10 protein-coding genes are annotated in these 13,765 nt (G+C 61.6%); 2 read left to right on the top strand and 8 right to left on the bottom strand.

What is annotated here, in order from left to right; all coding sequences use genetic code 11:
- Positions 1–47 precede the first annotated feature (47 nt).
- The 3 genes from HV770_RS02920 to cueR all read right to left on the bottom strand — a co-directional run bounded on the left by HV770_RS02920 (position 48) and on the right by cueR (position 1,492).
- Complete coding sequence (locus tag HV770_RS02920) at positions 48–389, bottom strand: hypothetical protein (protein WP_175157993.1); 342 nt, start codon at positions 387–389, stop codon at positions 48–50.
- Positions 390–618: 229 nt separating this feature from the next.
- The gene (locus tag HV770_RS02925; RefSeq protein WP_121315127.1) at positions 619–765 is read right to left on the bottom strand and encodes a DUF3563 family protein; all 147 of its coding nucleotides are present in this window, start codon (positions 763–765) and stop codon (positions 619–621) included.
- Positions 766–1,069: 304 nt separating this feature from the next.
- The gene (gene cueR, locus HV770_RS02930; protein ID WP_175157994.1) at positions 1,070–1,492 is read right to left on the bottom strand and encodes a Cu(I)-responsive transcriptional regulator; all 423 of its coding nucleotides are present in this window, start codon (positions 1,490–1,492) and stop codon (positions 1,070–1,072) included.
- Between the two features lie 126 nt (positions 1,493–1,618).
- Between cueR and HV770_RS02935 the strand changes: the two genes are divergently transcribed.
- Positions 1,619–1,852 (top strand): heavy-metal-associated domain-containing protein, encoded by a 234-nt coding sequence (locus HV770_RS02935; RefSeq protein WP_175157995.1) that lies wholly within the window; start codon positions 1,619–1,621, stop codon positions 1,850–1,852.
- A 13-nt stretch (positions 1,853–1,865) separates the two neighbouring features.
- Positions 1,866–2,786 (top strand): dTDP-4-dehydrorhamnose reductase family protein, encoded by a 921-nt coding sequence (locus HV770_RS02940; protein ID WP_175157996.1) that lies wholly within the window; start codon positions 1,866–1,868, stop codon positions 2,784–2,786.
- Positions 2,787–2,844: 58 nt separating this feature from the next.
- On the opposite strand, the gene HV770_RS02945 is transcribed toward HV770_RS02940, so the two are convergent.
- The 5 genes from HV770_RS02945 to HV770_RS02965 all read right to left on the bottom strand — a co-directional run bounded on the left by HV770_RS02945 (position 2,845) and on the right by HV770_RS02965 (position 13,717).
- Complete coding sequence (locus HV770_RS02945) at positions 2,845–6,438, bottom strand: error-prone DNA polymerase (RefSeq protein WP_175157997.1); 3,594 nt, start codon at positions 6,436–6,438, stop codon at positions 2,845–2,847.
- Positions 6,439–6,443: 5 nt separating this feature from the next.
- A complete protein-coding gene (locus tag HV770_RS02950; protein ID WP_175157998.1) occupies positions 6,444–8,216 on the bottom strand; it encodes a Y-family DNA polymerase in 1,773 nt (590 codons plus the stop codon).
- The gene (imuA, locus tag HV770_RS02955; protein WP_175157999.1) at positions 8,116–8,955 is read right to left on the bottom strand and encodes a translesion DNA synthesis-associated protein ImuA; all 840 of its coding nucleotides are present in this window, start codon (positions 8,953–8,955) and stop codon (positions 8,116–8,118) included. Before imuA ends, HV770_RS02950 begins: the two co-directional genes overlap by 101 nt.
- Before the next feature lie 368 nt (positions 8,956–9,323).
- Positions 9,324–10,091, bottom strand: a complete 768-nt coding sequence (locus HV770_RS02960) for a glycosyltransferase family 2 protein (protein ID WP_175158000.1) — start codon at positions 10,089–10,091, stop codon at positions 9,324–9,326.
- Positions 10,092–10,237: 146 nt separating this feature from the next.
- Positions 10,238–13,717, bottom strand: coding sequence for an Ig-like domain-containing protein (locus tag HV770_RS02965; protein ID WP_217468566.1), 3,480 nt, complete (start codon positions 13,715–13,717; stop codon positions 10,238–10,240).
- Between the last annotated feature and the right edge of the window lie 48 nt (positions 13,718–13,765).

A 13,765-nucleotide genomic window follows, 5' to 3' on the forward strand; every position in this document is an offset into this window, starting at 1 on the left:
TCAACGGGATGAGACGCAAGCGCAGGAAGAAAACGCGCCGAAGACGCCTATTGCGGACGCGGCACCGGACGAGGCAGCGGCGGCCGCGAGCCGCCGCCCGCAGGCAATTGAATATACGGCGCCACGATGATCGGTGTCGACGGGTCCGGCGGCGCCAATTCGGCCGGCGTGGCCATTGGCTGCGCGCCAACGATCGGCTGCCACGATGCCGGTCCGGTGCGCATCACTGTGCCGCTCTGCCCGTCGTTGATGCCGCCCTGCGAGTCGAGGATGACGGGCCCGCGCGCGCTGTCCGGCGTGGCGAATGCATTCGACACGGCGCAAATCGTCGTCAGTAAAGCCGCGGCGGCTACGGGCAGGATGGACTGAAGCGAGCGGATAGAAGACATGGGCGGACCGGTTTGGTTTGAGAATGCCGGATTGCGCGGAGAACGCTTTACCTTACCTCGGTGGCAGTCGTGAAGCTAGTTGTTAATCGCCACGCGTAGTGCGCAAACGCCTGCCGCGAGGAAATTCTCGGGCCCAGATGTGACAAAGCCCCGAATGGACGGGGCTCAACGCTGTGCTGCAATCGCCGCGCAATGTGCGCCGGCGGGTCCAACTCGAAGCGGATGAAACTTACAGCGAATAGCCGCTGGTTTCGAGCGAACGGATACGCTGTTCGAGCTGAACGATGTCCGACGATGATGCCAAGTAGGCTTCGCGACGGTTGCGTTCGGCGGTTTCAAACCAGGTGCTCAGCTTTTCAAGGATGTATGCAAACATGATGTGCTCCAAGGATCAGATTGAATCCCCGGTGAAGTTGGACATCAGGGATTTCCCGTAAAAGGGTTAACCCGAATTATAGCGCGATGGTGCAACCGCGCTAGTGAAATGCCCGCATGACGTGCATTCCGTTTTGGAATGGTGCACGCTTGCGGTGCGGCTAAACGGTTGATTTAATTTGATTCTGCGCAAATCTCGAATTAGATTGGATGTTGCCCCAAATTTTAAAGCACCGTCGTGGTGCAAGTTGCCCCCGGTTGCAATAATTTTGCGCCCGGGGGTTGCACCGCCTGCAGCAACCGCCTTAGATCGGGTGACATCCCTTCCCCGCCATCAGATCGGTATCGGCAAGGCGTTCGATGATGGGACAGTCGGGCCGTTCGTCGCCGTGGCAATGGTCGGCGAGATGCGCGAGGGTGTCTCGCATATCGGTGAGTTCGGCGATCCGACGGTCGAGTTCCGCGACGTGCTCCAGCGCGATCTGCTTCACTTCGGCGCTGGCGCGCGAGCGATCGTGCCACAGCGCCAGCAGCCGGCGAATGTCTTCAACCAGAAAGCCGAGGCGCCGCGCCTGGCGGATGAAGCGCAGCGAATGAACTTCCTGCGGACCATATACGCGATAACCGGCGCTCGTGCGCGACTTCGCCGTGAGCAAGCCCACGCTTTCGTAATAGCGGATCATCTTCGCCGTGACACCCGACGTGCGGGCCGCTTCACCGATATTCATGACCGTTTTCTCCAGGGTATGAGTCGATCGTACACCTTCCCATAATGGGAAGGTCCAGCCACTCGAGTACGAATCGGCAGGCATAATCCAGTTACTCCTATTCTGATTTTTCCCGAGGCAATCCCGATGACAATCGAATTCAAGGTAGAGGGCATGAGCTGCCAGCACTGCGTCACGGCGGTCACGAACGCCATTCGTGCACACGATGCAGCCGCGCAAGTTCAGGTGGATCTGGCGTCCGGCCGCGTGGTGGTCGACTCGGCGCAACCGGTCGACGCGATGAAGGCGGCCATCGACGAAGCCGGCTACACGGTCACCGCCGTCTCGAACGTGACGGCAACCGGCGGCGCAGCCCGCTAGGCGGATTCACAGCATGTTCAAAGTTGCCGTTATTGGCGCCTCCGGGCTGGTCGGCCGCGCGCTCGTCGACGAACTGGCGCGGCAAGCCGGCTGGCAGGTCGTTGCCACGGCGTTCAGCCGGCCGGCTCCAAATAGCGTCGCACTGGACATTCGCGACGCACAGGCGGTCGAGCAGTTCGTCGAGCACGAAGCCCCGGACGCGCTCGTGATAGCCGCGGCCGAGCGCCGGCCGGATGTGTGCGAGCACAATCCGGCGCTCGCGCGCGCGCTGAATGTCGATGCGGTGCGCACGCTGGCCGCGGCGGCGCACCGGCGCGGCGCGTGGACCCTGTCGATCTCCACCGACTACGTGTTCGACGGCACCCATCCGCCCTATCGGCACGACTCCGCGCCCGCGCCGCTTAACGCGTACGGATGGAGCAAGCTCGAAGGCGAGCGCGCGCTGACCGAGACCACCGACCTCGGCTGCGTGCTGCGTTTGCCGCTGCTGTATGGCCCGATCGTCAGCTGGGCGGAATCGGCGGTGACGAGTCTCGTGCCGGCGATTGCCGCATCGGCGGCATCGGACGCCAAGCCCGCCATGATGGACGCGTGGGCGATCCGCTATCCCACCTTCACGCCGGACGTCGCGTACGTGATCCGGCAAATGCTCGAACGACATGCGCACGGCGCAGCGATCAACGGCATCGTGCAATGGTCGGGCGACGAACCGATGACCAAGTATGAGATCGCCGTGCGCCTCGCCGAAGCATTGCAGCTCGATGCGCATCTGACGCCGCAATCCACCCCGACCGATGCGACGCCTCGTCCGCATAATTGCCATCTGGCGTCGGACCGCCTCGAGGCGCTCGGAATCGGCCGCCGCACCCCGTTCGATACGGCGATTCGGCACGTGCTGGCCGCGTTTCCTTGGCGCGGCGAGGCACCCGTCTGATATTGGGTCAACACCCGAGTCAGGATGCGGGCGAATATGTCCGCCCTGAGCCCGGCCCTCAATGAAAATCGCGGCTCGTCGTGGCCAGCTCGCCAAGCCACTCGCTGTAATCCTCCAGCCGATGGGCGACGAGATGGACCACCTCTCCGCGGTTGTTCTTTTTCGCCTGTCCGGTGCGGTTGGCGCTCATCACATTGCCATCACTGCCCATGTTGGCGGCATTGGCCCGGGCCGTGAGGACGCCGTCGTCGCGTTGCAAGACGCCGTAGACCGCCAGCAGCGATGAACCCAGCAACGCCTTGCGCTGCTTTTCCACCAGCGACGGCCAGACGATCACGTTGATCGAACCGGTCTCGTCTTCGATAGAAACGAACACCGTGCCGTTTGCCGTGCCCGGCCGCTGCCGCACGGTGACGATGCCGCACGCTCGCGCCAGCGTGCCGTGCCGGCATGCGGCAAGTTCGGCCGCCGTGCGAAAGCGCTGCTGCGCGAGGCGCGCACGCAGCAGCGCGAGCGGATGACGATTGAGCGTGAGTCCGAGGCTCCCGTAATCGTCGACGATCTCGCGGCTTTCCGTTGCGCGCGGCAACGCCAGCGGCGCTTCGGCGATCGGCGCATCGCGCAGCAGCTTCGGCACCGTGTGCTGCGCGGTCACGGCCCACCACGCTTCGCGCCGATGGCCCGCGATACTGACGAGCGCATTGGCCGCCGCCAGCGCTTCGAGATCGCGCCGCGTCAAGGCCGCGCGCCGCGCCAGATCGTCGACGTTGGTAAACGGCGCGTCGTGGCGGGCGGCCATAATGCGCTCGGCGGCCCCTTGCGCGAGTCCCTTGATCAGCTGCATGCCGATGCGCACCGCCGGGCCGCGCGCGCCATAGGTGTTCGACGGTTGAAACACGCGAGCGGTCAAGCGCTTTGCCGCGCGCCGGATCGTCCGGCTCACCGTCAGGCGCCGCAAAGACAGATCGCGCAACTGCTGCCCGGACAGTACGGCGTACTGACGATGCAGACAGGTCTCGTCCGGGGAAATCCGCCGCCCTTGCTCATCGGGCCGCTCGAATGTCGACTCCCAGTCGCTCAGCGTCACGTCGGGCGGCAATACCTTGACGCCGTGGCGCTTCGCATCCTGCACGAGTTGCGACGGCGAATAAAATCCCAACGGCTGGCTGTTCAGCAAACCGGCCAGGAAAGCAGCCGGCTCATAGCGCTTCAACCACGCGCTGAGATAGACGAGCAACGCGAAGCTCGCCGCATGACTCTCCGGAAAACCATACTCGCCGAAACCTTCGATCTGGCTGCAGATGCGGTCGATAAATTCCTGCTCGTAGCCGCGCTTGAGCATGCGGTCGCTCAAATCCTTCTGATACTTCGCGAGGTTGCCGCTGCGCCGCCATGCGGCCATCGCGCGCCGCAACTGATCGGCCTGCTCACCGGTGTATTCCGCCGCAACCATCGCCAGGTGCATGACCTGTTCCTGGAAAATCGGCACGCCGAGCGTGCGTTCGAGCACGGGCCGCAACTCGTCCTTCGCGTAGTCGATCGGTTCGAGGCCCTGCTTGCGGCGCAGATAAGGATGCACCATGCCACCCTGAATCGGCCCCGGCCGCACGATCGCCACTTCGATCACGAGATCGTAGTACTTGTTCGGTTTCAGGCGCGGCAGCATGCTTTGCTGAGCGCGCGATTCGATCTGGAACACGCCGATCGTGTCGGCATGGCCGCACATCTCGTAGACGGCGCGATCCTCGCGCGGAATATCCTGCACCCTGAATGTCGGAAAGCCGCGTCTTAACGCGACGAATTCCAGCGCGCGTCGAATCGCCGACAACATGCCGAGCGCGAGCACGTCGACTTTCAGCAGCTTGAGCGCATCGATATCATCCTTGTCCCATTCGATCACGCTGCGGTCTTTCATCGTCGCGTTTTCGATCGGCACGAGCCGCGACAGCTTGTCTTTCGCGATCACGAAGCCGCCGACATGTTGCGACAGGTGACGCGGAAAACTGCGCAATTCCTGAGTCAGTTGAATCAGACGCTGCGTGATGTGCGAGTGGGCGTCGAAGCCCGCTTCGGCCAGATATCGGGCGACCGCATCCGGACCGTCCCACCATTGCTGCGACTTGCTGATCCGCTCGATCAACGACACCTCGAGACCCAGCGCCTTGCCGACGTCCTTCAATGCGCTGCGCGCGTGATACGTGATCAGCGATGCCGTCAGCGCGGCCCGATGACGCCCGTATTTGGTGTAGATATATTGAATCACCTCTTCGCGGCGCTGATGCTCGAAGTCGACGTCGATATCGGGCGGCTCCTTGCGGGCGCGCGAGATGAATCGCTCGATCAGCATGTTCATCCGCACCGGATCGATCTCGGTCACATGCAGGCAGTAGCAGACGATCGAGTTCGCCGCCGACCCTCGCCCCTGGCACAGGATGTTTCGGGAACGGGCAAAACTCACGATATCGTGCACCGTCAGAAAATACTTCTCGTATTTCAGATCGGCGATCAATGCCAGTTCGGTCTCGATCTGCTGGATGCGCTTCAGGTCCATACCGCCCGGCCAGCGCTCCGTTGCACCGGCCATTACCAGCTTGCGCAGATGGCTCGACGGCGACTCGCCGGCGGGAACCAGTTCCTGAGGGTACTCGTAGGCGAGATCGTCGAGGGAAAAATGGCATAGCGCGGCGATACGCAGCGTTTCTTCGAGCGTATCGCGCGGATACAGTTTGCCGAGCCGCTGGCGCGTGCGCATGTGCCGCTCCGCATTCGCCTCGAGCGCGTGGCCGCAGGCCGAGAGCGGTTTGACGAGGCCGATGGCGGTCATCGTGTCCTGGAGCGGCTTGCGCGAGCGCGTATGCATCAGCACGCCACCTGCCGCGACCAGTGGCAAGCCGCTCGCATTTGAAATCATTCGCAACGCGTCGATCTGAAGGTCGTCGCTGCCGGTTTGCCACAGTTCGAGTGCGATCCACGCGCGATCAGCCGCGAACGATGCGAGCCAGTGCGCGCAACGCAGTGTGTGCGACAGCGTCGCCGTCCGCTGCGGCACGAGTATCAGCACGCAATCGGGCAGACCCTTCAGATGCGTCAGATGAGGCAACGAATCGGTGAAGTCGGAAGGACCGAGGCGGTAGCTGCCTTTGTCCGCGCGCGAGCGCGCCAACGTGATCAGTTCGGACAGGTTGCCGTAACCGTTGCGGTCGATGGCTAGTGCGACCAGCGTACAGAAAGGCTCGCCGGTATCGTCGCTCAGGTTGAGTTCGCTGCCGATGATCAGGTGGGGAATGGGTTTTAATGGCTCGTTTTCCGGGGGTTTTTCTGGTGAGGCCGTTGCCGTTGCCGCGTCGTCTGAAGGTGCTTCCGCTTGCGCCGCCCGGGCCTTCTCCTCGCGCTCCGTCTGCTGGCGCTCCCGTTCCTGTCTGATTTCCCTTAGCCTCGTGTGGGCACGCACGACGCCCGCGAGCGAGCATTCGTCGGTGATAGCGAGTGCGCTGTAGCCGCGCGACATGGCCTGCTCGACGAGTTCCTGCGGATGCGAGGCGCCACGCAGAAAGGAGAAATTGCTCAGGCAGTGCAACTCTGCATACGCCGGCAAGTGGGCCGCGGAGGCCTGCTGCGCAAGGCAGGATGGCTGGAGCTCGGAAGGGGTCATGATGCTCAGCCGAACAAACCCTGCAAATACCACTCGCCCTTGATCCGCTCGCGATACACCCAGAACATGTGGCCACGATCGTCGGCCGCGACGTAGTAATCACGCTCGACGATATTGCCGTCCCACCACCCCGCTTCAATCCGCTCGGTACGTGTGAGCATTGTCAGCGGCCGGCGATAGATCGGCCGCTGGTCGCGCATCATCAGGCGTAGCGGCTTATCGAGCATCCAGAGCGGACGAGGCTGCGCAGGCAACGGGCTATCGGGCAGATCGAGCGATGACTGAGCGCCGCCTGGTTGGCCCATGGATGTAAGCGCGATTTCAGGATGATTCGATTCGGATGTGCAGGGGGTTGCCCGGGTTGCTTGCCCCGACGCTTCACCGTCCACGCGCCCCGCCTCTCCGGCAGCGTGGCGCAACTCATCGGTTAGCCAGGTCTTATCCGCTTTGACTTTTGTCCGTCCCTTCACCGGCGAGCGCTTCTTGCGTGAAAACGCCTGCGCCTCATAGGCATCGACGCGCATTGCCCGCTCTGGGCGATGGTCGTCCTGCACCGACATCTGCAACACGTTCTCCGGTCCCAACCTCGCGCTCAAGCGCTCGAGCAGACGCGCAATCGAATCGCCATCCGATTCGGGCATGGGAAATAACGTGTCCGACTTCCCGGCATATTCGCCGATCTGATCAGCAACCAGCTTCAACTCGATGACGGGCGCCGCCAGAACGGTCTGATTCAATTTTTCCCGCAACAGCCAGATCAGATGCTCGGCATCGCGCGACGGAATCGCCCACGCGACCTTCAGACTCGATGTCTTCGGGGCATGACGGGAAGCCAATTCATGCTCGAGCAGCAACGTATAACCGCTGAGCGCCGCATGATGCGCGCTCAACCAGCCGGCCAATTGCACGATCAGTCGACGCGCGGCGAATAGCAACGCATCGGCGTTATCGACTCGCGACGGCAACTCCAGTTGCGCATGAAACGACGCCGGCGCACGAAACGCTTCACGCGGGTCGGCGCGCGTGCCGTACGCCTGCGCGAGCAGGTCTAAAATCCCGCTGCCGAAACGCCGCACGACGCCCGAGCGCGGCAAACGACGCAAATCGGCCAGCGTCGCGCAGCCGACGTGCGCGAACGCATCGCGATGCGCCGGCGCCACCGGCAGCAGCGACACGGACAAACCATCGAGCACATGCGCGAGCGACGTCTCCTTGATCACATGCCAGCGACGCCCCTGCCGGGCGCAACGTGCCTGCGCCAATAGCCACGCGCCCCACGCGGTCGGCGCACAGGCGATGCGCGCCGTATAGCCGAACTCCTTCACCGTGGCCAGCACGCGCGACAACAACGTGCGCAAGCCGCCGAACAACCTCAAGCCGGAACCGACTTCCAGCAGCAGCGTGTGCGCGTCGGCGAGCGATACTTTCGGCGTGTAGGTCAGCAACGCAAGTGCCATGGCTTCGAATGCCTGAGTTTCGCGGGTAGCGTCGACGGCCAGCAGCTTGAGTCCTGGCGCCAGCGCCAATGCGTACGAGCGCGAATGGCCCGCATGCACCCCGGCACGCAATGCATCCAGGTCCGGCATCAGAACGTGCGCATGATCGGCCAATGCATAACAGCGGCGCTCGGCGACACCTGCCGCGGCTTGCGGCTGGCTTGCCTCGCCGTCGCACGGCTCACACCGATTCGGTTTCGCGGGAAAACCATCCGGAAGCGACGCGAGAGGCTTCACCGCTTCCAGCGACAAGAGTGGCAATGTGACTGCGATCCATAACATGTTTGACCTCTGCTCCTTGATGGCGGCCGATTCCTTTTTCCGGCAACAAGGCGCTTTGTAAAGGCAGAACGAGACGAAGAGGTTCGGCTAGCGGAGGCCCGCGACGCTTGAAGATATCGATCGACAGGCCAATCTCCTGCAGCCATTGGCGACGGTTGATCGTCTGCGCATTGGCCGGCAGGAGCGGCGCGCAGATCATTCGCAATGGCGCGGGTGAAGATTGCGCGGCCGCCTCGACAGGCCGGACCAAAAATGCCAGCGATGTGGACTCCTGAGCCGCCAATTGCAGGCGCCGGACCTTATCGGCACGCGCATTCGGCAGCCACACCAGAACCGCGCCGATGCCGTCCTGCTTCAATGCCTGAGTGGCGGCCCACAGCGCCTGATCTTCATTCGAGCGTACCCATAAAACGCGCCCGACATCGATACCCCAAGCCCTCAATGCCCCGGCACACGGCTGATAGGGGGGCGACACGAACAGCACATGCCGTTCGGTCTGCGTCGTAAGCTGGCGGAGTGAATGGGCCAGCAAGCGTATTTCTCCTACACCACCATGCTCGATCAGTAATTCCGTCAGACCACCTGCCGACCAGCCTTGTCCCGGCAACAACCGATCCAGGGCGGCATAGCCGCTGGAAATCACGCGCGAGTCCGCTTCGGCAAGCTCGTTGCCCTGCCACACCTGACGCCGCAATTGCGACGACAGCGCGGTCGTCGCAAGCTGAATCGCTGCTGCCATAGACACGCTCTTTGAATAGGGAATGCTCCGCCCTGCCCGGCATTGAGCAAGGCATAAGGCGACCGACGATACTGTATATTTATACAGTATTTTGAGATGAATGTTAAGGCGCGCAGTAGAGGGGATGTCGGCAGAAGCCGCCCTACGGTGCGAGAGGAGCAGGTAGCCGACCATCCCGCATTGTGGGATTGTCGGCGGGACTACACGCCGGGCTTAGGGCAGAGCGGCGTATCAGGTGGCAAATGAGAGGGTCAGAACTGCGAGCACTGACGCAGGCGCCGGTACCGCTCATGTCATCGATAAGGGATGTCGATCACAGAGCCGCTCGCCTCCGGCAATGTTACCGTCGGCTTGGGCCAAAACGGACACTATTCTGGACGCAGCGAACTCGACGCACTTTTGTGCATCAACGAGCGATAAAAATTGCGATCCTGTTCTTCCATTGGAAAGTCTTCCAGACTGAACGAGGTGCTGAGCTCAGGGGCCTTCAAATAACCTCGCTTTGTCACCGTGTTGTGCGCCCCTATCAAAGCAAGGTGTACATTTTTAATGTCGGAGTGCTGAAGAATACGATCCTGGCAAATAAATGCAGGCTCCTCACCGAAACGCGCGTGCTCGTCGTAACGCCGCGATTCGAGCACATGCGCCTTGTAGCAAAGGACCGCGTTGCAGCTCATATGCTCACGCACTGCCGGTACGAACAATACGCGTTGTCCACGTGGTTCGAAATACCAGTCCGCTCCTGAGCCCGCAAAACAGGCTTCATTCTGCAATAGCAAGGTAGCCATGTCATAAAGGTAATCCGGGCCGTACCAGTCATCGTCATCCATGCTACAGATGATGTCCGCACCCCACTCTTTTGCCGAATCGTTGAGCCAATTGCGTTTGGCACCCAACGGTCGCACGTCATCCACCCATGTATAACTTACGTCTCTGTCACCTGCACAACAGTATTCGTGGCGGCTGGCTTCATCACTATCATCAAGTACAAACCAGCGCAGCGCCCGAAACGGATTTCTCTGCGCATGAAAATAACGGATTGTCTGCCCGATAAGTAACTCGCGATTTCGTGTTGGCGTCACCACCGCGACCCGAAGCGTATCGATCGAGGCGTCCAGGTGATGGTAGAGCATCATATTTCTCTCCACAGCTTTTCGAATTTCCAGAGAACGTCGACTCAAATGTGAAAAAGGCGATGCGCGCGAACGCGGCATCGCCTTTGATTTTCCAGACTATGGACAGTCGTCAGGGCTCTCGCCCATCCGACTGTCCGCGCCTGGCGTCAGTGCACCTGGATGCCGTGCTGGATCAGCAGGTCAGCCACGGTGTTCGAGCCCATGGAGGTATTGTGATACACGTCGTAGGCGACATTGTTCACCGTCGTCGTGCCAGTAACCTGCCATTGCGCCGAACCCGTACCCGTACCTTCAGCCAGCGTCACCGACGAGCTGCTATCGCCGCTGATCGTCATGTGCACCGTCGAGCTGAGCGAATCGGGCATGTTCAATACGTCCGAGAGCCTCAGGCTGAGTGCATTGCCACCCGTACCTTGCCCGGAGTTACCCAGGTCGAAGTTCTCGATACCCTTGACCCGCGTACCGTAGTCGGTCAGGTTAAGCGACAGACCGGACGCCTCGAACTTCATCGTATCCACGCCGAGACCGCCATCGACACGGGTGAAGTTGGTGCCGACGATACCGATCGTGTCGTTACCTGCTCCGCCCATGGCCACGTCGTGCTGGACATTCAGCGCGGTCGTGCCCGTCGTGTCGGTGCCGATGCCGTGAATCACATCGTTACCCTGGCCGCCGCTGATGATGTCCACGCCGTTCACGATCGCGGCCGCATTCGGACTGGTATTGCCTGCGTACAGTACGTCGTCGCCTACCGTGAAGCTTTGCGTCAGCTTGGCAATCGAGCCGGTATAGACGTTGTACGCCCCGCCGTTCAACGCGCTGGCATCGCTTTCCCAAACGCCGTAGGCATAGTCGGAAATGCCGTCACCGTTCCAGTCACCACCTGCCACGCCGGTACCTGCATAGTCGTTCGCGTTCGCTCCGGTGTATTTGACCGCCTGACCGCTGGCGACCAAGGCATCGATATCGGTGTTCGCCAGAAAGCCTGCCCCACCAGCCTCACCGTACACGAGATACACGGCTCCGCTGTTCGTCGCCCCGGGACTATCCGCGCCCGGTGCGCCAATCAGGAAGTCGTCAATACCGTCGCCGTTGACGTCGCCAGCCGAGGCGATGCTAAAGCCCATCTGGTTGTTGGTCGTCGTGGTATTGCTGCTGCTATAGAGAATGAAACCATTCGAGCCATCCAGCTTGCTCAGGTCCACATTCGACCAGGTATCGCCGTCAGCCTTGCCATAGATCACGTACACACGACCCGGGGCGTTATATCCAGCGCCGGCCCCGTTCCAACCGGGCGAACCGATCGCAAAGTCTTCAATACCATCGCCGTTAATGTCGCCAACACTGCTCATCGTCTGAGACTGGCCGTAAGCCGCGTCGCCGTACCATCCAGCTGAACTGCCGCTACGGGTAGATCCGCCCAACCATTCGCCAACCTGGGTACCGGTGAGCTGGATACCTTGCGAAGGCGTCAGGTTCTTCAAATCGAAGGCGGTCCCGAGACCATTTGCGCTGCCGAAGATAAGCCAGACCTGCCCGGAGTTCGTACCGCCCGTCGCCGGATCGGCAAGCGGTTGATTAACGATGTAGTCGTTGTAACCATCGCCGTTGACGTCGCCGATCACGGCCACCGTCGATCCCAGGTCCGAATCGGAATATCCCGGTGCCGTACTGCTAACGACCGTCTGGTTCGTTATCAGCGCACCCAAGGTGTTGCTGTTGGCGCCGGTGGCCAAATGCAGTCCATCGGTGGCCCCCATCAGGTTGCTCCAACTCGACGAGCCCGGATCTCCAGCATGACCGTACAGGACGAAGTACTGACCGTTGCCCAAGCCGTCGAGCGAGCCAATGAGCACATCGCTGTAACCATCGCCATTAATGTCGCCGCCGGACATGGCATTACCGAACCATCCGCCGTCGTTATAGTTTTTGATGACAAAACCGTCAGTCGACCCGTTCTGCTCTAACGAAGCAAGATCGATGGTAGCCGTCGAATTGCCTCCACGTCCAAATATCACATAGGCGCGGTTGTTAAGAGTATTTGCGAGACCAATATCGTCATACCCATCCCCGTTGATATCGCCGAGATTCACGAGGGTATAGCCCTGGTCGCCGTATTCGGGATCGGTTCCTCCCCCCGATGACGTTTGGACAATATGGATGCCCTTGTCTGCGGTGAGATTGTCGATCGACGACAGGCTCGGCATGCCGTTCGGGCCGCCGTACAGCACGTAAATGTCCGAGCTATAGGCCAGCGGATTAGCGGATTGCAAATGTGGTGCCGAGACAATGAAGTCCTCGTAGCCGTCACCGTTGACATCGCCCGCTGACGATACAGCATAACCGAGGCCATCATTGGACTGCACACTGGCCGAGGTCGAAGGCGTACCTCCTGTATCGATCACCAATGCGGCATTCGCATTGTTATCCAGCAAACCGACGTTCGACATATTGCCCGACGCATCGACCAGTACAGCCTTCATGTTGTACGTGCCGTCGAACATGGACGGCAGTGTCACGTTGAAGGTACCCGTGGTGCCGTTCATCGTGAGCGCAACGTTGGTCGCATAGGCAACGTCGCCCGTATCAAACACACCGTCGTGGTTCTTGTCGTCAAACAACATGACGGTGATCTTCCCTGCGGCCGCCTGCGCCGCATCCGTAGCCGACAACCCCGTCACCGTACCGGTAAAGGTCGGTGTAACAACACTCGTAATGTTGTCGGTAGAACTCACACCGTTGTCGCTCGCTGTGATCAGGTCGATCGAGAACGTCTGGAAAGTCGGCGGCGTCGTGTCCGCGTAGTCCACGTCCGTCGGCTGGCTGGGGTTGCCTGCCGCATCGGTTGCAACGGCTTCCACCACGCCGCTGTTCTGCGGCACGTCCGTCGTCACGCTGTAGTTACCCGAAGCGTCCGCCACGGTCGAGCCCGTGGTGCCGTCCGGATACGTCACCGTCACCGTGCTGCCCGCCTCGGCCTTACCGCTCACCGTCAGGCCACCATCCGCGTTCGGCGTGAGATTCACCACCGGCGCGTCAGGCGCAGTCGTGTCCGTGTAGTTCACGTCCGTCGGCGCGCTGGCGTTGCCCGCGGCGTCCTTTGCCACAGCTTCCACCGTGCCACTCGTCTGCGGTACGTCCGTCGACACCGAGTAGTTGCCCGAAGCGTCCGCCACGGTCGAGCCCGTGCTGCCGTCCGGATACGTCACCGTCACGGTCGAGCCCGGCTCGGCCGTGCCACCCACCGTCAGGCCACCATCGGCGATCGGCGTCACGTTGACTGCCGGCGACTGCGGCGCAGTCGTGTCCGTGTAGGCCACGTCCGTCGGCGCACTTTCATTGCCCGAGCGGTCCGTTGCCACGGCTTCCACCATGCCGCTCGTCTGCGGCACATCCGTCGACACCGAGTAGTTGCCCGAAGCATCTGCCTTGGTCGTGCCCGTGCTGCCATCCGGATAGGTCACCGTCACCGTCGAGCCAGCTTCGGCCGTGCCCGACACCGTCAGGCCACCGTCCGCGTTCGGCGCAACATTCACCACCGGCGCCTGCGGCGGCGTCGTATCACCATAATCGACATCGGTCGGTGCGCTGGTATTGCCCGCCTTGTCGGTGGCCACCGCTTCCACCGTGCCTTCCGTCTGTGGCACGTCTGTCGTCACCGAGTAGTTGCCCGA

This window comes from Paraburkholderia fynbosensis (assembly GCF_902859935.1).
GTDB lineage: Bacteria > Pseudomonadota > Gammaproteobacteria > Burkholderiales > Burkholderiaceae > Paraburkholderia > Paraburkholderia fynbosensis.